This window comes from Haloarchaeobius litoreus (genome assembly GCF_024495425.1).
GTDB lineage: Archaea > Halobacteriota > Halobacteria > Halobacteriales > Natrialbaceae > Haloarchaeobius > Haloarchaeobius litoreus.
Genome location: NZ_JANHJR010000003.1, coordinates 328,567 through 346,089, shown reverse-complemented (window position 1 = coordinate 346,089; position 17,523 = coordinate 328,567). Strand labels below are relative to the sequence as shown.

17 protein-coding genes are annotated in these 17,523 nt (G+C 68.4%); 8 read left to right on the top strand and 9 right to left on the bottom strand.

The genetic code is table 11. The annotated features are described in order from the left end of the window. Nucleotides 1–82 precede the first annotated feature (82 nt). The 4 genes from NOW55_RS14205 to NOW55_RS14190 all read left to right on the top strand — a co-directional run bounded on the left by NOW55_RS14205 (nucleotide 83) and on the right by NOW55_RS14190 (nucleotide 3,784). The gene (locus NOW55_RS14205) at nucleotides 83–1,039 is read left to right on the top strand and encodes a succinylglutamate desuccinylase/aspartoacylase family protein (RefSeq protein WP_256400775.1); all 957 of its coding nucleotides are present in this window, start codon (nucleotides 83–85) and stop codon (nucleotides 1,037–1,039) included. 78 nt (nucleotides 1,040–1,117) lie between these two features. After that, nucleotides 1,118–2,227 carry a pyridoxal-phosphate dependent enzyme gene (locus tag NOW55_RS14200; RefSeq protein WP_256400774.1) on the top strand — a complete coding sequence of 370 codons (1,110 nt, stop codon included), beginning with the start codon at nucleotides 1,118–1,120 and terminating at the stop codon, nucleotides 2,225–2,227. After that, a complete protein-coding gene (locus NOW55_RS14195; protein WP_256400773.1) occupies nucleotides 2,228–2,761 on the top strand; it encodes an NUDIX hydrolase in 534 nt (177 codons plus the stop codon). Nucleotides 2,762–2,848: 87 nt separating this feature from the next. Continuing rightward, nucleotides 2,849–3,784: a branched-chain amino acid transaminase gene (locus tag NOW55_RS14190; RefSeq protein ID WP_256400772.1), complete on the top strand. Its 936-nt coding sequence runs from the start codon at nucleotides 2,849–2,851 to the stop codon at nucleotides 3,782–3,784. Nucleotides 3,785–3,794: 10 nt separating this feature from the next. Here the strand turns inward: NOW55_RS14190 and NOW55_RS14185 are convergent, their stop codons facing one another. The 9 genes from NOW55_RS14185 to NOW55_RS14145 all read right to left on the bottom strand — a co-directional run bounded on the left by NOW55_RS14185 (nucleotide 3,795) and on the right by NOW55_RS14145 (nucleotide 12,678). Further along, nucleotides 3,795–4,529 (bottom strand): ABC transporter ATP-binding protein, encoded by a 735-nt coding sequence (locus tag NOW55_RS14185; protein ID WP_256400771.1) that lies wholly within the window; start codon nucleotides 4,527–4,529, stop codon nucleotides 3,795–3,797. Then, entirely contained in the window at nucleotides 4,526–5,356 is an 831-nt protein-coding gene (locus NOW55_RS20825; protein ID WP_256400770.1) for an ABC transporter ATP-binding protein, read from the bottom strand. The genes NOW55_RS14185 and NOW55_RS20825 overlap by 4 nt, the downstream gene beginning before the upstream one ends. Before the next feature lie 3 nt (nucleotides 5,357–5,359). After that, nucleotides 5,360–6,403: a branched-chain amino acid ABC transporter permease gene (locus NOW55_RS14175; protein ID WP_256400769.1), complete on the bottom strand. Its 1,044-nt coding sequence runs from the start codon at nucleotides 6,401–6,403 to the stop codon at nucleotides 5,360–5,362. Next, nucleotides 6,403–7,281 carry a branched-chain amino acid ABC transporter permease gene (locus NOW55_RS14170; protein ID WP_256400768.1) on the bottom strand — a complete coding sequence of 293 codons (879 nt, stop codon included), beginning with the start codon at nucleotides 7,279–7,281 and terminating at the stop codon, nucleotides 6,403–6,405. Before NOW55_RS14170 ends, NOW55_RS14175 begins: the two co-directional genes overlap by 1 nt. A gap of 18 nt (nucleotides 7,282–7,299) precedes the next feature. Continuing rightward, nucleotides 7,300–8,643, bottom strand: a complete 1,344-nt coding sequence (locus tag NOW55_RS14165; protein WP_256400767.1) for an ABC transporter substrate-binding protein — start codon at nucleotides 8,641–8,643, stop codon at nucleotides 7,300–7,302. A gap of 187 nt (nucleotides 8,644–8,830) precedes the next feature. Beyond that, nucleotides 8,831–9,580 (bottom strand): SDR family NAD(P)-dependent oxidoreductase, encoded by a 750-nt coding sequence (locus NOW55_RS14160; protein ID WP_256400766.1) that lies wholly within the window; start codon nucleotides 9,578–9,580, stop codon nucleotides 8,831–8,833. A 47-nt stretch (nucleotides 9,581–9,627) separates the two neighbouring features. Continuing rightward, nucleotides 9,628–11,097, bottom strand: a complete 1,470-nt coding sequence (locus NOW55_RS14155) for an aldehyde dehydrogenase family protein (protein ID WP_256400765.1) — start codon at nucleotides 11,095–11,097, stop codon at nucleotides 9,628–9,630. A gap of 48 nt (nucleotides 11,098–11,145) precedes the next feature. Next, on the bottom strand, nucleotides 11,146–11,799 hold the full coding sequence (locus NOW55_RS14150; RefSeq protein ID WP_256400764.1) for a DUF502 domain-containing protein: 654 nt from the start codon (nucleotides 11,797–11,799) through the stop codon (nucleotides 11,146–11,148). 39 nt (nucleotides 11,800–11,838) lie between these two features. Beyond that, the gene (locus NOW55_RS14145) at nucleotides 11,839–12,678 is read right to left on the bottom strand and encodes a proline dehydrogenase family protein (RefSeq protein ID WP_256400763.1); all 840 of its coding nucleotides are present in this window, start codon (nucleotides 12,676–12,678) and stop codon (nucleotides 11,839–11,841) included. Nucleotides 12,679–13,004: 326 nt separating this feature from the next. Here NOW55_RS14145 and NOW55_RS14140 point away from each other — a divergent pair, with 326 nt between their 5' ends. From NOW55_RS14140 to NOW55_RS14125, 4 genes are all read left to right on the top strand, one after another. Further along, complete coding sequence (locus tag NOW55_RS14140; RefSeq protein WP_256400762.1) at nucleotides 13,005–13,550, top strand: CDP-2,3-bis-(O-geranylgeranyl)-sn-glycerol synthase; 546 nt, start codon at nucleotides 13,005–13,007, stop codon at nucleotides 13,548–13,550. A 472-nt stretch (nucleotides 13,551–14,022) separates the two neighbouring features. Further along, on the top strand, nucleotides 14,023–14,553 hold the full coding sequence (pyrE, locus tag NOW55_RS14135; RefSeq protein ID WP_256400761.1) for an orotate phosphoribosyltransferase: 531 nt from the start codon (nucleotides 14,023–14,025) through the stop codon (nucleotides 14,551–14,553). A gap of 181 nt (nucleotides 14,554–14,734) precedes the next feature. After that, nucleotides 14,735–16,678 (top strand): threonine--tRNA ligase, encoded by a 1,944-nt coding sequence (gene thrS, locus NOW55_RS14130; RefSeq protein ID WP_256400760.1) that lies wholly within the window; start codon nucleotides 14,735–14,737, stop codon nucleotides 16,676–16,678. Nucleotides 16,679–16,780: 102 nt separating this feature from the next. After that, on the top strand, nucleotides 16,781–17,497 hold the full coding sequence (locus NOW55_RS14125) for a phosphoribosyltransferase family protein (RefSeq protein ID WP_256400759.1): 717 nt from the start codon (nucleotides 16,781–16,783) through the stop codon (nucleotides 17,495–17,497). The last annotated feature ends 26 nt before the right edge of the window (nucleotides 17,498–17,523 follow it).

Here is a 17,523-nt window from a genome sequence, read left to right as displayed (position 1 = left end):
TGGGAATCACGGGTCGTGACAGCTACGGGCCGCCCCACCGCAGACAGAACACCTAAAGGCGGACCGGCCTTTGGCTACGCTAATGACGACCCTGGGAACGGCCAGCGCTGCTCCCGGCGAGGTCGACACCGGTCGCCTCACCGTCGGGGAGACCCGCGACGGCAGTCCCGTCGGCCTGCCCGTCGCCGTCGTGAACGGCGAGCGCGAGGGCAAGACGCTCTACATGCAGGCGGCGAGCGACGGGAACGAGTTGAACGGCGTCGGCGTGATTCGCGAGGTGTTCCCGAAGCTGGACCCCGCCGAACTCGCCGGCGAGATCCGCATCGTCGGCATCGTGAACTTCCACGGCTTCCAGATCGACTCGCACCGGAACCCCATCGACGACACGAAGCTGAACCGGACCTACCCCGGCGACCACGAGGGTACCTCCTCCGAGCGCATCGCGGCGGCGACGTTCGACGCGGCGCGTGACGCCGACCTCATCCTCGACCTCCACCAGGGGTCGGACAGCCGGATGATACACGAGACGCGGGTGCGGTGTGGCCGCCGACACCGGCTGCACCAGCAGTGTCTCGAACTGGCGAAGGTGTTCGGCGCGGGGCACATCCTCGACCAGAAGGGTCCGGACGGCCAGCTCGCCCGTGCGGGCCCGGACGAGGGCATTCCGACCATCGACCCCGAGCTCGGCGGCACCGTCGGCTTCGACACGGGGAGCGTCGCCGTCGGCGTCGAGGGCGTGTTCAACGTGCTCCGGCACTACGAGTTCATCGAGGGCGACGTGGACCTGACGCCACAGACCCGCGCGTCGGGGTTCGACCAGTACGGTGCGCCCGCCGGCGGGCTCGTCGACTTCACGGTCGACCTCGGCGACCGGGTCAAGCGCGGTGACACGCTGTTCCGCGTCACAGACCCGTTCGGTCAGCTCAAAGCCGAGGTGACCGCGGACTCGAACGGCCTGTTCTGGCGGACCCGCCGGCTCCCGCAGGTCGCGACCGGCGAGTACGTCTGCTCGGTCGGCACCGACCTCGACAGCTACTGATTGCCCGGCACACCTATCAGCCAGCCCTTCGACCACCCAGTCAGACGCGACATCAGTCACACACCTCCACCCCCTCACATGACACTCCAGAACCTCTACTGCCAGGCCTGCGGTGCGGAGTACGACGCCGGTCCTGACGAGCCGTGGCGCTGTTCCTGCGGCCACGCGCTGGACCTCGAGACGCCACCCCTCCCCGACGGCGACCCGCTGCCGGTGAGCCAGCTCGACACCCGGCGCGGGCTGTGGACGTTCCACGAGTTCCTCCCGGTCGACCGCGCGGTCACCCTCGGCGAGGGTTTCACACCGGTCGTCGATGCGGACCGCTGGGATGCCGAGTTCAAGCTCGAGTACGTCTCCCCGAGCGGCTCGTTCAAGGACCGCGGCGCGACGACGACGCTCTCGCGGGCCGCCGCGCTCGGCGTCGACAAGGTCATCGAGGACTCCTCGGGCAACGCCGGCGCAGCCATCGCGACGTACGCGGCCCGCGCGGGCATCGAGGCCGACGTGTACGTGCCCGCCGACGTGAAGCAGTCGAAGCTGATGGCCATACAGCGCTCCGGCGCTCGCCCGGTCCGAATCGAGGGCAGCCGCGAGGACGTGACCGACGCGGCCATCGAGGCCGTCGAGGCGGGCGAGGGCTGGTACGCCAGCCACTCCTGGAACCCCGCGTTCTACGCCGGCACGATGACATTCGCCATCGAGCTCGCGGCCCAGCGCGACTGGACGGTGCCCGACTCGGTCGTCCTCCCGGTCGGTCACGGCACGCTCGCGCTCGGCGCGTACCGCGGCTTCGACCTGCTCGAACGCGCCGGCATCGTCGACGACGTGCCGCGACTGCTCGCCGGGCAGGCCGCCGGCTACTCCCCCCTCGCCGACGAGTTCCGGGGGCTCGTGGCCGAGGACGAGGACGACACCGAGAACGAGATCGCAGACGGCATCCAGATCGCCGAACCGGCGCGCCACGACCAGCTTCTGGCAGCCATCGAGGACACCGACGGCGACGCCATCGCCCTCGGCGAGCACGTCGTCGAGAACACGCTCGACACGCTCCACCGCGACGGCTTCTACGTCGAGCCGACCTGCGCGGTCGCCCCGGCTGCGCTCACGAAGTACCGCGAGCTCGGGGTCGTCGACGACGACGAGGACGTGGTCGTCCCGCTCACCGGGAGCGGCCTGAAGACGATGTAGATGACGACCTACCCCGCCAGCTTCTGTCCCGACTGCGGCACCGAACTCGTGGAGCGTCACCTCGACGGGCGCGAGCGTCGTTACTGCGAGTTCTGCGAACGGGTCGTCTGGCACAACCCCGCGCCGTGTGCCGGTGTCGGCGTCGTCGGCGAGGACGGTGTCTTGCTCGCCCAGCGGGACGTGCCCCCCGGCCGTGGCGAGTGGAGCATCCCGGGCGGCCACCTGGAGGCCGACGAGCCCGCACCCGTCGCCGCGGCACGCGAACTCGAAGAGGAGACCGGACTCCACGTCGACCCCGACGAACTCGTGCTGGTCGACTGCTTCCACACCAGCAACGGCGACGGCAAGTACGTCGTCTCAATCGGCTACGCGGTCGCCGCTGACCGCTGTGCAGGGACGGCGACGGTCCGCGACGAGGTGCAGGCCGTCGGCTGGTTCACGCCCGAGACGTTCGCGGCGCACGACGGCGTCCTCCACGGTGACCACAGGGGGCGGTTCCGTGCCGCCTGGGACTGGTTCGGTTCGCGGGCCTGAGCGCCGCTCCCGACCGTTCTCGCGACGATGGTGACCGTCGGGAGCAAATCGCCCACACCTATATGGGACGCAAGCGTTGCCACGAGCATGAGCTTCGCCGAGATGGACGTGGACACGATCTGGATGGACGGGGAGTACGTCGACTGGGAGGACGCACAGATTCACGTGCTCACCCACGGACTCCACTACGGGACGGGCGTCTTCGAGGGCGCGCGGTGTTACGACACGGAGAAGGGCCCGGCCATCTTCCGCTGGGACGACCACGTCGAACGGCTGTACGAGTCCTGCAAGCCGTACGAGATGGAGATCGACCACGAGCCCGCCGAGATCACCGAGGCGACGAAGACGCTCATCGCCGAGCAGGACCTCGCCTCGTGTTACATCCGGCCCATCGTCTTCTACGGCTACAAGAGCCTGGGCGTCTCGCCGGGTGACTGCCCGACCCGGACCGCCATCGCGTGCTGGCCGTGGGGCACCTACCTCGGCGAGGACGCACTGGAGAACGGCATCAAGGTGAAGGTGTCGTCGTGGCGCAAGCACGCCTCCAGCCAGATCCCGACGAACGCGAAGACGACCGGTCTCTACGTCAACAGCCTGCTCGCCGGCGAGGAGGCCCGTCGCAACGGCTTCCGCGAGGCGATCGTCCTGAACAAGGAGGGCAACGTCGCCGAGGGGCCCGGCGAGAACATCTTCCTCGTCCGCGACGGCGAGCTGTACACGCCCGGGCTCTCCGAGAGCATCCTCGACGGCATCACCCGCAACACCGTCATCACGCTCGCCGAGGAGATGGGCTACGAGGTCCACGACAACGTCTCCATCTCGCGTGGCGAACTCAACACCGCCGACGAGCTGTTCTTCACCGGCTCCGCCGCCGAGGTCACGCCCATCCGGCAGGTCGACAACGTCGAGATCGGCGACGGCTCGCGCGGGCCGGTCACCGAGGAGATCCAGCAGCGCTTCTTCGACGTGGTCAACCGGCGCACCGACGACCACGAGGAGTGGTTCGACTACGTCGACGCCTGAGGTCGGCGACTCACGTTCCGAGGTAGAGGTCGCGGACGCGCTTCGAGTCGCGGATGGTGTCGGCGTCCGCCTCGAACCGGTTCTCGCCCATGTCGAGGGCGTACGCGCGGTCGGTGACCTCGAGTGCGGCCAGCACGTTCTGCTCGACCATCAGCACGGCCGTCCCGGCCTCGCGGATGCGGTCGACGTGGTCGAACGCACGCTCGATGAGCTTCGGCGCGAGCCCCGCCGACGGCTCGTCTATCAACAGGAGGTCGGGGTCGGGGACGAGCGCCCGCGCCATCGCGAGCATCTGCCGTTCTCCACCCGAGAGCGTCGACGCGTCCTGGTCCTGTCGCTCGGCGAGCCGCGGGAACAGCTCGTACATCGTCTCGCGGCGCTCGGCCGGTGCCTCGGCGTGGATGGAGCCGATGTCGAGGTTCTCGGAGACGGTCAGGTTCGGGAAGACGTTCGCCGTCTGTGGGACGTAGGCGACGCCGTTTGGCACCATCTCGTTCGAGCTGAACCGGGAGAGGTCCCGGCCGTCCAGCTCGATGGTGCCGGCCCAGAGCGGGAGCTGCTTGAACAGCGCCCGCATCAGCGTCGACTTCCCGGCACCGTTGGGGCCGAACAGCAGCACGACCTCGTCGGCCTGGACGTCGATATCGACGCCGTAGAGCACCTGGAGGTCGCCGTAGCCGGTCTCGATGTCCCGTGCGGAGAACAGCGCGTCGTCGAACCGGCGCACGGACCCGATGTCGCTCATCGGTCGACACCTCCGAGGTAGGCCTCGACGACCCGTTCGTCCTGCTGGACGATCTCGGGCGGGCCGACGGCGAGCGTCCGGCCGTCGTGCATCACGACCACGCGGTCGCAGTGTGCCATCACGACGTCCATGTCGTGTTCGATGAAGAGGATGGTCCGCCCGCGGTCGTTCAGCTCCTCCAGCCGCGCGAGCAGCTCCTCGGTCAGCGACGGGTTGACCCCGGCGACCGGCTCGTCGAGCAGGATGATCCGCGGGTCCATCATCAGGACCCGGCCGAGTTCGAGCAGCTTGCGCTGGCCGCCCGAGAGACCGCTCGCGTACTCGTCGGCGAGGTGGTCGAGCTTGAGGAACTCCAGCGTCTCGTCGACGGTCGCCTGTATCTCCGCCTCCTCATCGCGGATGGTCCCCGGCCTGAACAGCGCGCCGAGTGCTGTCTCGCCGGTCTGCTCGCGGGCCGCGAACGCCATGTTCTCGCGGACGGTCATCCCCCGGAACGTCTTCGGGGTCTGGAACGTCCGCCCGACGCCGCGTCTCGCGACCTTCGTCGGCGAGAGCCCGTGGATGGGCTCGCCGTCGAGACGGACCGCCCCCTCGTCGGGCGTGTGGACGCCGGTGATGCAGTCGAACAGCGTCGACTTGCCGGCCCCGTTCGGGCCGATGAGCCCCGTGATGGACGCCTCCTCGACGCCGAAGGTGACGCCGTCGTTCGCGACGAGGCCGCCGAAGTGCTTCACGACGCCGTCGACTTCGAGGAGGTCGGCTCCGTCGTCTGTGGTGCTGCCGTCGGGTGCGCTGCCGTCGGTCGGCGACTGCTGGTCCGTGCTCACGGTTCAGTCCTCCTCCCCGAGCGCCTGTATCTCGGAGGGGTCGCCGAACAGCCCCTCGGGCCGGTACCTGATGACGAGCACGAACAGGACCCCGATGACGACGAAGCGCATGCTCGGGATGAACGACGGGTTGTTCGGGAGCGGCCCGAACAGCGCGGGGAGCACGCCGCTCAGCGCGTCCGGCAGTGTCGACTGGATCCAGTTGTACACCGTCGTGATGAAGCGGGTCGACTCCTGGAACGCGACCACGGTGAACGCGCCGACGACCGCCCCGGTGTTCGAGGCGGCTCCGCCGAGCAGCATCGCGGCGTAGACGGTGAACGTCACCGCCGGGACGAACTGCGCGGTCACGACGCTCCCCAGGTAGTGGGCGTAGACGCCGCCGGCGAACCCGGCGATCATGCCGCCGATGACGAACGACTTCAGCTTGACGACGTTCGTGTCCTTCCCGAGCGTCTTCGCCGCCGCCTCGCTCTCGCGAACGCCCTTCAGCAACCGGCCGAACGGCGCGCCCATCAGGCGTTCGAGGAGCAGGTAGACGGCGAGCATGCTGCCGGCGGCGAAGATGAGGTACGAGAGCTGCCAGACGTCGGCCGAGAGCATCGCCCGGCCCGGCTTCGGGACGTTGTTCATCCCGAAGGAGCCGTTGGTCAGCCACGCCTCGTTGACGAGCACGTCGCTGAACACGCCCGCGAGGGCGAACGTCGCGATGGCGAGGTAGTGGGTCCCGAGCCGGACACTCGTCAGCCCGATGAGGAACGCGAGCGCCCCACCGACGACGGCGGCCGCGGCGAGGCTCACCGGGAACGCGTACGGCATCGGGAGGTTGAACCAGATCTGGTAGCTCGCGTTGGTCACCTGCGACGGCGGGGGCATCGTCACGATGGCCGAGGCGTACGCGCCCGCCGCGAAGAACGCGACGTGCCCGAAGTTCAACAGCCCCGTGTAGCCGTAGTGGACGTTGAGCCCCAGCGTCAACAGCCCGTAGATGCAGCCGATGGTCGCCACGGTGACGAGGAACGCCGCCCAGCCGGTCAGCAGCGCCATCAGAACTCACCTCCCCTGATGCCCTCGGGCCTGACGAGCAGGACCGCCACCAGGATGACGAAGGCGTACGCCCGGGTGTAGTTCGCCGAGAGGAACGCCGAGCCGAAGTTCATCGTGATGCCGATGGCGAACGCCCCGAGCATCGCACCGTAGGGACGGCCGATGCCGCCGAGCAGCGTCGCGGCGAAGATGACGATGAGGTACGTAAAGCCCACGCCGGGGCGGAACGGCGCGAACAGGATGGCGTAGAGGACGCCCGAGAGCGCCCCCGCCGCCGCGGAGATGAACCACGTCTGCCGGACGACACGCCGCGTGTCGATGCCGGCGATCTCGGCGAGCGACCGGTTCCCGCTGGTCGCGCGCATCCGCTTTCCCAGCATCGTGTGCTGGAGCAGCAGATGCACCAACAGCATCGTCACCACGCCGACGACGACGACGCCGACCTCGAGGTCGGTCAGCTGGACGCCGAAGTAGTCCTTCCGGCGCAGCAGCGGGATGGGGAGCTGGCGTGCGTCGACGCCGACCCACCCCTGGAGCAGGTTCCGGAGGATGAACGAGACGCCGATGGACGTGATGAGCAGCGGGAGCGCCCCACGGTGGGAGATGGGCTCGAAGAACACCCGCGAGACCAGGACGCCGAGCAGCCCGACGAGGACGACCGCGACGGCGATGGCGGCCGGCAGCGGGAGCGACAGCCCGAACAGGCCGCCCGCGATGAACACCGTGAGGTACGCGCCGTAGGTGAGGAACTCGCCGTACGCGAAGTTGATGAACCGCGTGACGCCGTAGGAGAGGGTAAGGCCGACCGCACCGACGGCGATGACGCTCCCCTCGACGATGCCGAACACGAACGTCTGTATGAGATTGTCGAAGACCATGCTAGAGGGGGCGGCGGCTCAGAGCGCCTCGGGCGGCAGCCGGCCCGCCTCGGTCCACTCCCCGTCCTGGGCTCGCTTGATCGAGAAGGGGGCGACGATGTCGCCGTCGTCGTCGAAGTCGATGGGGCCCACCAGCCCCTGGTAGTCCACGTCGGTGCCGTCCGCGATGGCCGACGCACCGTCGGTGTAGTTGGTTACCTCCTGCTCCGGCGGGCGGGCGACCGTCGGGATGGCAGACGCGATGTTCGCGCCGGTCATGTCGTCGCCGTCGGCCGCGACCTGGGCCATGGCGAGTCCGAGCACGTTCATCGCGTCGAAGGTGTTCGTCGCGAACACGCGCGAGCCCTCGTCCCAGCCCGCGTACTCGGTGATGGCGTCGAAGAACTCCTGGAGCCGGCCGGCCTCCTCGGCCGGCTGGTACGTCGCGGCGTTCAGGCCGAGCATGTCGTTCGTGACGCGGTTGTCGCTCTGGGAGAGGAAGTCCTGGTTGGTCTGGTCCTGGGTCGCGAACCAGTTGCCCTCGTAGCCCGCCTGGAACCCCGCCTCGGTGATCTTGATGCTGTCCTCGACCGACGCGACGAGCACCGTAATCTCGGGGTCGGAGTCCATCATCGACTGGACCTCCGAGGTGTAGGAGGCCTTGCCGGTCCGGATGTCCATCGCCGTGGTGATGGTCCCGCCGAACTCCTCGAACGCGGACTGGATCGGCTCCTTGAACGACTGGAACACCTCCTCGTTGCCGACCATGAGCGCCATCCGTTCGTAGTCCTGGATGGAGTTGTACTGTTGGTCGCGGGCCGCCCGGGCGATGGCTCGGCCCCCGAGCGAGTCGGAGGAGACCGTCCGGAAGACGTACTCGCCACCACGGTCGTCGAGCGAGGTCGTCCCCGCCGTCGGCGTGACGACCGGTACCTCGTTCTCGACGAGCGTGTCGATGACCGCCGACATGGTGATGCTCGTCGGGCCGATGACCGCGTGGACGTTCTCGACGTTGACGAGGCGGTTCGTCGCCGAGACGGACGCGTCCGGCGACGCCTCCGTGTCGCCCTGGACGATGCTCACCTGTCGGCCGTCGATGCCGCCGCCGTCGTTGATCTCCTCGACGAGCATCTCCACGACAGGCAGGACGTTCGCGCCGACCCAGGCGTAGTCGCCCGAGAACGGCAGCAACACGCCGATGCGGATGTCGTCACCGCCACCGCCGCCGGCACCACCGCCACCGCCGTCCGTGTCGGTGTCGTCGCCCCCGCCCGGGGCCGTGGTCTCGCCGTCCCCGCCGTCCCCGCCGAGACAGCCGGTCAGCGCGGTGAGCCCTGCCAGTCCGCCCGTGTACTTGATGAGTCGACGTCTGTCGATAGCCATGCACACATATCACTATTTTCCATTATAAAGTCGTTTGTAGAGGGGAAAAACTCGCCAGAAGCCGGTCGAACGGCGGGAACGTCGGTGGTCTCGTCGAACGGGGCCGCCCCGCCGGCCGTGCAGCCGGTGCAGTCGTCGCTCCGACGCGTCGCCGGAGCCGCGGACTGGCTCTCCAGTCACACGGGGGTCAGATGTCCCGCCCGCCGTCGACTTCGAGGGCCGTCCCGGTTATCATCGACGCCTCGTCGGACGCCAGGAACGCCGCCGCGCTGGCGACGTCGCCGGGCTCTGCGAGCCGGCCGAGCGGGATGGTGTCGGCCATGTCGGCGACGGAGAGCTGGCCGCTCGCGAACTCCGGAAGCATCTCGGTGTCGGTGGCGACCGGGCAGATGGCGTTGACGCGGATGCCGTCCTCGGCGAGCTCGTGTGCGAGCTGCTTCGTGAGGGTGATCATCCCGCCCTTCGACGCGGCGTAGGCCGACAGGCCGGTCCGGGGCCGGATGCCCGACGTCGAGGCGGTGTTCAGGACGACGCCCGCCGCGGCCTCGCGCAGGTGCGGGACGGCGTACTTCGCGCCGAGGAACGCGCTCTTGAGGTTCACGTCCTGTATCCGGTCCCACGTCTCCTCGGTCACGTCCTCGACCGGCGTCGACCGCTGTGGGATGCCGGCGTTGTTGTGCAGCACGTCGAGCCCCCCGTAGGTGTCGACGGCCCGGTCGACGAACGCCTGCACGTCGTCGGGGTCGGACACGTCGGCGACGACGGGCTCGGCCTCGCCGCCGTCGGCGACGATCCGGTCGGCGGTCTCCGTCGCGCGTTCCTCGTCGAGGTCGACGACGACGACCGACGCGCCCCGCTCGGCGAACAGCTCGGCGGTGGCCCGTCCCATCCCCGCCCCAGCACCGGTGACGACGGCGGTCCTGTCTTCGAGTGTCATGGACTCACAGAGACGGAGTGACGACAAAAGCCTCCGGGTCCCCCGTCTCAGGCCCCGGGGAGGTCGTCGCCGGCCCCGGAGTCGAGGTTGACGGCGACGTTCTTCGTCTGGAGGTAGGAGTCCAGCGCCGCGAGACCCTTCTCACGGCCGATACCGGAGCGCTTGTAGCCGCCGAAGGGGGTCTGGTTCGTGTCCCCGAACCACTTGTTGACGTAGACGTTCCCGGCTTCGAGGCGCTGGGCCGCGCGGTGTGCGCGGCGAACGTCGTTCGTGAACACCCCGGCGACGAGGCCGTACGCCACGTCGTTGCCGATGGCGACGGGGTCCTCGTCGTCGCCGTAGGGGATGACGGCCAGCACCGGGCCGAAGATCTCCTCCTGGGCGACCCGCATGTCGTTGTCGACGTCCGTGAGCACCGTCGGTTCGACGAAGTAGCCGTCCCGGTCGAGCGCTTCGCCGCCGGTCGCGACCGTCGCGCCCTCGGCGATACCGACGTCGACGTAGTCGAGCACGCGCTCGAAGTGGTCGGCGCTGTTCAGCGGCCCCATGTCCGGGTCCTCGTCGCCGGGGGCCAGCTCGTAGGCCTCGGCGCGCTCGACGATGCGCTCGACGAACTCGTCGTAGTGGTCCTCGTGGACGATTGCCCGGTCGGCCGCCGAGCAGACCTGCCCAGCGTTCGTGAAGATGCCGCGGTCGACCCACGAGACGGCCTCCTCGAGGTCCGCGTCGGGGTAGACGATTGCGGGGTTCTTCCCGCCGAGTTCGAGCGTGACCGGCGTGACCTCCGCCGCGGCCGCCTGCATCACCCGCTGGCCGGTGGCGACGCTCCCGGTGAACGTGATGGTGTCGACGCCCTCGTGACCCGTCAGCGCCGCGCCGGTCTCGCCGCCGCCGGAGACGACGTTCACGGCGGACTCGGGGACGCCGGCCTCGTGACAGAGCTCCGCGAGCCGGTAGGTCGACAGCGGCGTCGTCGGGGCCGGCTTGACGACCGCCGTGTTCCCCGCTGCCAGCGCCGGCGCGACGCCCCGGGCGAACAGGTTGCCCGGGAAGTTCCACGGCGTTATCTGGGCCGAGACGCCGTACGGCTCGCGGACGGTGAAGTCGACCTGGCCCGTGCCGACCGGGACGCTCGTGCCCTCCAGCTTGTCGGCGGCTCCGGCGTAGTACTCGAAGTAGCGGGCCGCACTCAGCACGTCGGAGCGGGCCTGCGAGAGCGGCTTCCCCTGGTCCTGGGTCTCGATCTCGGCGAGCTCGTCGGCGTGTGCCCGGATGCGTTCGGCGGCCCGGAACAGCGTCCGGCCGCGCGTTGCGGGGTCGGTGTCACGCCACTCGGGGAAGGCTGCCCTGGCCGCCCCGACCGCGCGGTCGACGTCCGACTCGCCGGCGACTGCGACCGCCGCGAACGACTCCCCGGTCGCCGGGTCGACGGTATCCACGTACGCCCCCTCCGCCGGTGGGACGCGCTCCCCGCCGATGAGCAGGTCGTATCGTTCGGTCGAGCGCGCTCTCTCCATGACCCAGCCTACTGTCGCTGGTCACTTGATACCCGCAGTTGGGGGCAACTACTCGTCGTCCTCGACCTCGACCAGGTCCTCGACCGCCGAGCCACCCATCCGGTCGGAGTCGCCGAACCCGGCCGAGAGGATGCGGGTGAGTGCGTCCTCGACGCGCTCGTCCGTCTCCTCGATGTCCGCGGGGTCGACCTCGATGACGAACCCGGTGGTGATGTTCGGCGCGGTCGGGAGGAACACGACCTCGCGGCCGTCCTCTGTCGACTTGCCGGTCTTGAACGCGGTCATGCGCATCCCCTGCCACGGCTCGACGCGGACGGGCGTCTGGAGTGAGTCGGTGCCGCCGAGTGCGGTCTCGGCGGCCATCTTCGAGGCGTTGTAGACCACGCGCAGGCCGGGGACGCGGTTGGCCATGTTGTCGATGAGCCCCTCGGCGAGGTTGCCGACCGCGGTCCGCATCAGGTAGCCGACGGAGAAGACGAAGACGACGAAGACGGCGAGAACCACCAGCACGCGGAGGGGTTCGACGAGCGCGTTCGCGACGGCGGAGGACACCCCGAGGTCGGTGAGCAGGCCGACCTTGATGACGCGCTGTGGGGTGATGGCGGAGATGACGCCGTACAGCCAGGCGATGACGTAGGCGCTGACGAGCACGGGCAGGACGACGATGAGACCCGACGCGAAGTCCCGTTTCCACGACGACATACACGCGACAAATCCCACTGCGGGGTTATGTCTCTGTTCCTATCGGCCGAGGACCGCCCGTAACGCGAACCTGACGTTTTCTTTCCGTTCACGGACCCGGCGGTAGAAGTACGAGAGCCACTTCCCGCCGTAGGGCGCGTACTGCCACACCTCGACGCCCTCCGCGGCGAGGTCGAACTGCGCGTCCTCGCGCACGCCCATGAGCATCTGCACCTCGTAGGGGGTGCCGTGTTCGGCGTGGAGGTCCCGCGCCATCGCGATCATCTCCGGGTCGTGGCTGCCGACCGCGATGCCGTCGTCGAACTCCTCGAACATCTGCTTGAGGAGGTCGCGGTACTGCTGGTCCACCCGGGACTTCTCCTTGTACGCGACCGACTTCGGCTCGTCGTAGGCACCCTTCACGAGGCGCACCTTTCCGGGTACGTCGGCGAGCCGTTCGAGGTCCTCGGGCGTGCGCTTCAGGTTCGCCTGGATGCAGACCCCGACGTTGCCGTCGGTCTCGTGGGCGTACTTCTCGAACGCGTCCAGCGTCGCGTCCGTCGTGTGCCGGTCCTCCATGTCAACCCAGACGAACGTGCCACTCCGGTCGGCGACCTCGACGATCTCGCCGAGCAGCTCGTCGAACACGTCGTCGCCGACGTCCAGCCCGATCTGACTCGGTTTGATGGAGATGCAGGCGTCGACCTCGGTGTCGCCGATGTCCGCGACCAGCTGCTTGTACGTCTCGGCGTCCGCCTCCGCTGGCCCGCGCTCGTCGTAGTGCTCGCCGAGCAGGTTCAGGATGACCTTCACGTCCCCTTCGTTCAGCTCCCGGGCGTGCGCCAGTGCCTCCGCTGGTGTCTCCCCGGCGACGAACCGGCTCGCGATGGGTGGAATCATGCCCGAGAGTGGGGGCCCGTGGTACAAGAGGATTGATGTACCGGGCTGGACCGTGTCGACGGTGATTCCGTGGGTGTCCTGGGATGCGCGTCGTTGGGAGTTTACGGAGATCGTAAACCTCCGACCTGCACCGACACCTGACTAACCGGGTGGCGCGCGGCTCGCGAGACCGCGAGCGCAGCGAGTTCCACGTCTGCCGAGGTCGTCTGACTGTTCGCGGTATCCGTCATCCAGTAGCCGCACGCGAACCACCTTCCGGCAACCCGGACACGACATATCGACGACAACCCAGACGCCTTAAGGGGGCCGGTCCACATCCCTCGAACATGGACGTCGTGTCGACGCTGGTCGTCGCCTTCTGGGCGATGCTCCCCGCGTACGTGCCGAACAACGCGGCGGTGCTCGTCGGCGGTGGGCGGCCCATCGACGGTGGCCGGAACCTCGGCGAGCGCCGCATCCTGGGCGACGGGAAGACCTGGCGCGGGACCGTCCTCGGGACGCTCACCGGCGTCGCGCTCGCGCTCGTCCTCACCGAACTCGCCGCACCGGTCGGGGACGCCGCCGGCATCCCGCTGCCGACGTTCCCGCTGCCGGTCGCGTTCGGGCTGGCGTTCGGCGCGATGCTCGGCGACGTCTCCGCGTCGTTCCTCAAACGGCGGACCGGTCGGGACCGTGGGGCCGCCTTCCCCGGCCTGGACCAGCTGGACTTCGTCGTGGGCGCGCTCGCGCTCGCCGCCGTGGCGGACCCGGCGTGGTTCGGCGAGTGGTTCACCATCCCGGTGCTCGCGGTGGTGGTCGTCGTGACGCCGCTGCTGCACATCGGGACCAACGGGGTAGCGTACGTGCTCGACCTGAAACAGGAACCGTGGTGACGAGGGTGCTGGTCTGATTCTGTTCGATCTGGTTGTGGAGTCCCTGGACGTTCCTCGGTAGTCCTCTCAATCGTGGGGATTGCTGGAACCACGAACAGCCAGAAAGCCCCGGCAGGCTACGCTCCCGCGACTCGATGTGCTCCTCGTTCCTGCGGTGCTTGCTGCGTCGGGGTTCGCGTAGCCTGCCGCCCCTTTCAGTCCCGCCCACCGTAACCGCCCTCGAACCTCCCCAGCCTCCTGCGTCCCCAGAAATCTTCGATTTCTGGTGTGCTCACGAGACGCGGAGCGTCTCGTGACCGGTGCTCGTTCCTGCGCTCCTCGTCCCTCGCGCGTGCACGACGAGCGACACTCGCTGCGCTCGGTACGCTCGTCGGCGCGCGCCACCCGGCTGATTCAGTTTCATCGCCACCAGCCAAAACACCCGCGAACGAATCCACGGGCCTTATTGTCGCCGGGTGCCCCTCTCAGTGCAATGACCGACGACGACCTCATCGCGGCGCTGGTGGCGGCCGACGCGGTGCGCTTCGGCGAGTTCGAGCTGAGCCACGGCGGCACGAGCGAGTACTACGTGGACAAGTACCTGTTCGAGACGGACGTGGACTGCCTGCGTCGCATCGGCGACGCGTTCGCGGAGCGCGTCGAGGACACGAAGCTGGCGGGCGTGGCACTCGGCGGGGTTCCGCTCGTGGTCGCGACTGCGCTGGCGGCGGACCTGCCGTACGTCATCGCTCGCAAGCAGCAGAAGGAGTACGGCACCGCGAACCTGGTCGAGGGCCGCCTGGAGGCCGGCGAGGAGGTCGTCGTGGTCGAGGACATCGCCACGACGGGGCAGTCCGCCGTCGACGCCGTGGAGGCACTCCGCGATGCCGGCGCGGTCGTGAACCGGGCGCTCATCGTCGTCGACCGCGAGGAGGGCGGCCGCGAGAACCTCGCCGACGCCGGCGTCGAGATGGAGGCACTCGTGACGGCGACCGACCTGCTCAGTCATGCCGACGACGCGTAGAATCGTGCGATAACGTACCACAGCGCGCATCGCAACCCTTTTCTTGCAGTCTCGGCTATTGAGATGTACGATGGTAGGTGTCTGCTTTACAGGCCGGGCGGCAGCCCACTTCTAACAACATCAACGTCCACCTACCGTTCTCCGCGTTCGCAGACACCGACCAGCAACATCCACAACAGCCATGTCCCAGTCAGAATCCGAGTCACAGATAGCGGTCGTACTACCGGACGGATCGGAACTCTCCGTCCCCGAGGGAGCCAGCGTCGAGGACGTCGCCTACGAGATAGGCCCCGGCCTCGGCCGCGACACCGTCGCGGGCAAGATAGACGGCGACCTCGTCGCCAAGGAGGCCGTCGTCCACGACGGCGCGGCCATCGAGATCGTCACCGACGGCTCCGACGAGTACCTCGACGTGATGCGACACACGGCCGCCCACGTCCTCGCACAGGCGGTGAAACGACTGTACCCCGACGCGAAACTCGCCATCGGCCCACCGACGGACGAGGGCTTCTACTACGACTTCGACGACATCGACGTCGACGCCGACGACCTCGCCGACATCGAGGCCGAGATGGCCGACATCGTCGAGGCCGACCTCGAACTCGAACGTGAGGAAGTGTCCTACGAGGACGCGACGGAGCGCCTCGCCGACGAGCCGTACAAGCTCGAGCTGCTCGACGAACTCCACGAGGAGGGGGCGGAGATCACGTTCTACTCGCAGGGCGACTTCGAGGACCTCTGTGCCGGCCCGCACGTCGAGTCGACGGGCGAGATCGGCGCGTTCGACCTGCTCGAGATCGCCGGCGCGTACTGGCGCGGTGACGAGGACAACGAGATGCAGACGCGCATCTACGGGACGGCGTTCGAGAGCGAGAGCGACCTCGAACAGTTCCTCGACCGGAAGGAGGAGGCCGAGCGACGCGACCACCGCAAGATCGGCAACCAGATGGACCTGTTCTCCATCCAGGACGTGACGGGACCGGGGCTGCCGCTGTACCACCCGAACGGGAAGACGGTGCTGCGCGAGCTCGAACGGTTCATCGAGGACCTCAACCTGGACTCCGGCTACGAGTACGTCGAGACGCCGCACCTGTTCAAGACGGACCTCTGGAAGCGCTCGGGCCACTACGACAACTACGAGGACGACATGTTCCTCTTCGAGGTCGACGACGACGAGTTCGGCCTGAAGCCGATGAACTGCCCGGGCCACGCCGCCATCTTCCAGGACCAGTCCTGGAGCTACCGCGAGCTCCCGGTGCGCTACGCCGAGGACGGGAAGGTGTACCGCAAGGAGCAGTCAGGCGAGCTCTCCGGGCTCTCCCGCGTCTGGGCGTTCACCATCGACGACGGCCACCTGTTCGTCCGCCCCGACCAGATCGAGGCCGAGGTGGAGCAGATCCTCGACGCCATCGACACGGTGCTCGACACGTTCGAGCTCGACTACGAGGTCGCCCTCGCGACGCGCCCCGAGAAGTCCGTCGGCAGCGACGAGATCTGGGAGAAGGCCGAGTCCATCCTCGAACGGGTCATCGAGGAGCACGAGGACGACTACGTCGTCGAGGAGGGTGACGGCGCGTTCTACGGCCCGAAGATCGACTTCGCGTTCGAGGACGCCCTCGGCCGCAAGTGGGACGGCCCGACGGTCCAGCTCGACTTCAACATGCCCGAGCGCTTCGACCTCTCCTACGTCGGCGAGGACAACGAGCACCACCGCCCGGTGATGATCCACCGCGGCGTCTACGGCTCCTACGAGCGCTTCTTCATGGTGCTCATCGAGCACTTCGAGGGCAAGTTCCCGTTCTGGCTCGCGCCCGAGCAGGTCCGCATCCTCCCCATCTCGGACGACAACCTCGACTACGCCCACGAGGTCGCCGAGGAGTTCGGCGAGTTCCGCGTCGAGGTCAACGACCGCGACGCCACCATCGAGCGCAAGATCCGGGGCGCGCACAACGACCGCGTGCCGTACATGATCATCGTCGGCGGCAACGAGGAGGAGGCCGGCAACATCTCGGTGCGCGACCGCAACGAGAACCAGGAGTACGACGTCGGTATCGACGAGTTCCGCGACCACCTCCGCAGCGAGCGCGACGAGAAGCACGTCGCGCCGGACTTCCTGCTGGACTGAGCGGTCTCGCGGATTCGACGGGACGGATGTTACACGACTGTGTGTAATCACCGGCCTATTCGTTTCGACGTATTCATAGTTGTGTAGTCGTGTATACTCGCTATGAACCGCGCAGAGAAGGCGGCGCTCCAGCTTCGCGCCGTCGACGTGCTCCAGATGCTGAAGGAGACGCGCACCTACGACGAGCTCGCGGAGGTCACCGGTCTCCCGGCGGGCGATCTGAACCGCTACGTGAACGGTCACGTCCTCCCGAGCGCCGAGCGCGCCCGCGAGGTCGTCTCCGGCGTCGGCCACGACGCCCTCGGCGACGAGCTCGAGGCCAGAATCGAGGTCGACGACGAGGGGTACGTCGACAACTCCGCCGCCGTCTTCGACCAGGCGTTCCTCGACCTCGTCGCGCCCGTCGCCACCGACGCCTACGAGTTCGAGCGCCCCGACGCCGTCCTCACGGCCGCCACGGACGGCATCACGCTCGCGGCGGCGATGGCGAGCTACTTCGGCGCGCGCTGTGTCTACGCGAAAAAGAGCAAGGAGACCGCCGTCGAGGAGTTCGTCGAGGCCCGCCAGCGCCTCCAGTCCGGCATCGAGCTCACCTACTACCTGCCCGCCTCCTCCCTCTCCCCCGGCGACACGGTCCTGGTCGTCGACGACCTCATCCGCTCCGGCGAGACCCAGGAGCTGCTGCTCGACATCGCGGACCACGCCGGTGCGGAGGTCGGCGGCGTCTTCGCCCTCATCGCGGTCGGCGACGACGGCATCGAGCGCGCGGCCGCGCTCACCGACGCGCCCGTCGGCGCGCTCGTCGACGTCGAACCCTGAGCCTTTTCCTCGCCGCGCTCGCGCTT

Coding starts and splice junctions, on each gene's coding strand:
- NOW55_RS14175 (WP_256400769.1), bottom strand. CDS start 6,403: ATGGCGCTGCTGACCGGCTGGGCGGCGTTCCTCGTCACCGTGGCGACC.
- NOW55_RS14125 (WP_256400759.1), top strand. CDS start 16,781: ATGAACCGCGCAGAGAAGGCGGCGCTCCAGCTTCGCGCCGTCGACGTG.
- NOW55_RS14160 (WP_256400766.1), bottom strand. CDS start 9,580: ATGACACTCGAAGACAGGACCGCCGTCGTCACCGGTGCTGGGGCGGGG.
- NOW55_RS14205 (WP_256400775.1), top strand. CDS start 83: ATGACGACCCTGGGAACGGCCAGCGCTGCTCCCGGCGAGGTCGACACC.
- thrS (WP_256400760.1), top strand. CDS start 14,735: ATGTCCCAGTCAGAATCCGAGTCACAGATAGCGGTCGTACTACCGGAC.
- NOW55_RS14155 (WP_256400765.1), bottom strand. CDS start 11,097: ATGGAGAGAGCGCGCTCGACCGAACGATACGACCTGCTCATCGGCGGG.
- NOW55_RS14195 (WP_256400773.1), top strand. CDS start 2,228: ATGACGACCTACCCCGCCAGCTTCTGTCCCGACTGCGGCACCGAACTC.
- NOW55_RS14170 (WP_256400768.1), bottom strand. CDS start 7,281: ATGGTCTTCGACAATCTCATACAGACGTTCGTGTTCGGCATCGTCGAG.
- pyrE (WP_256400761.1), top strand. CDS start 14,023: ATGACCGACGACGACCTCATCGCGGCGCTGGTGGCGGCCGACGCGGTG.
- NOW55_RS14145 (WP_256400763.1), bottom strand. CDS start 12,678: ATGATTCCACCCATCGCGAGCCGGTTCGTCGCCGGGGAGACACCAGCG.
- NOW55_RS14140 (WP_256400762.1), top strand. CDS start 13,005: ATGGACGTCGTGTCGACGCTGGTCGTCGCCTTCTGGGCGATGCTCCCC.
- NOW55_RS14185 (WP_256400771.1), bottom strand. CDS start 4,529: ATGAGCGACATCGGGTCCGTGCGCCGGTTCGACGACGCGCTGTTCTCC.
- NOW55_RS14200 (WP_256400774.1), top strand. CDS start 1,118: ATGACACTCCAGAACCTCTACTGCCAGGCCTGCGGTGCGGAGTACGAC.
- NOW55_RS14190 (WP_256400772.1), top strand. CDS start 2,849: ATGAGCTTCGCCGAGATGGACGTGGACACGATCTGGATGGACGGGGAG.
- NOW55_RS14150 (WP_256400764.1), bottom strand. CDS start 11,799: ATGTCGTCGTGGAAACGGGACTTCGCGTCGGGTCTCATCGTCGTCCTG.
- NOW55_RS14165 (WP_256400767.1), bottom strand. CDS start 8,643: ATGGCTATCGACAGACGTCGACTCATCAAGTACACGGGCGGACTGGCA.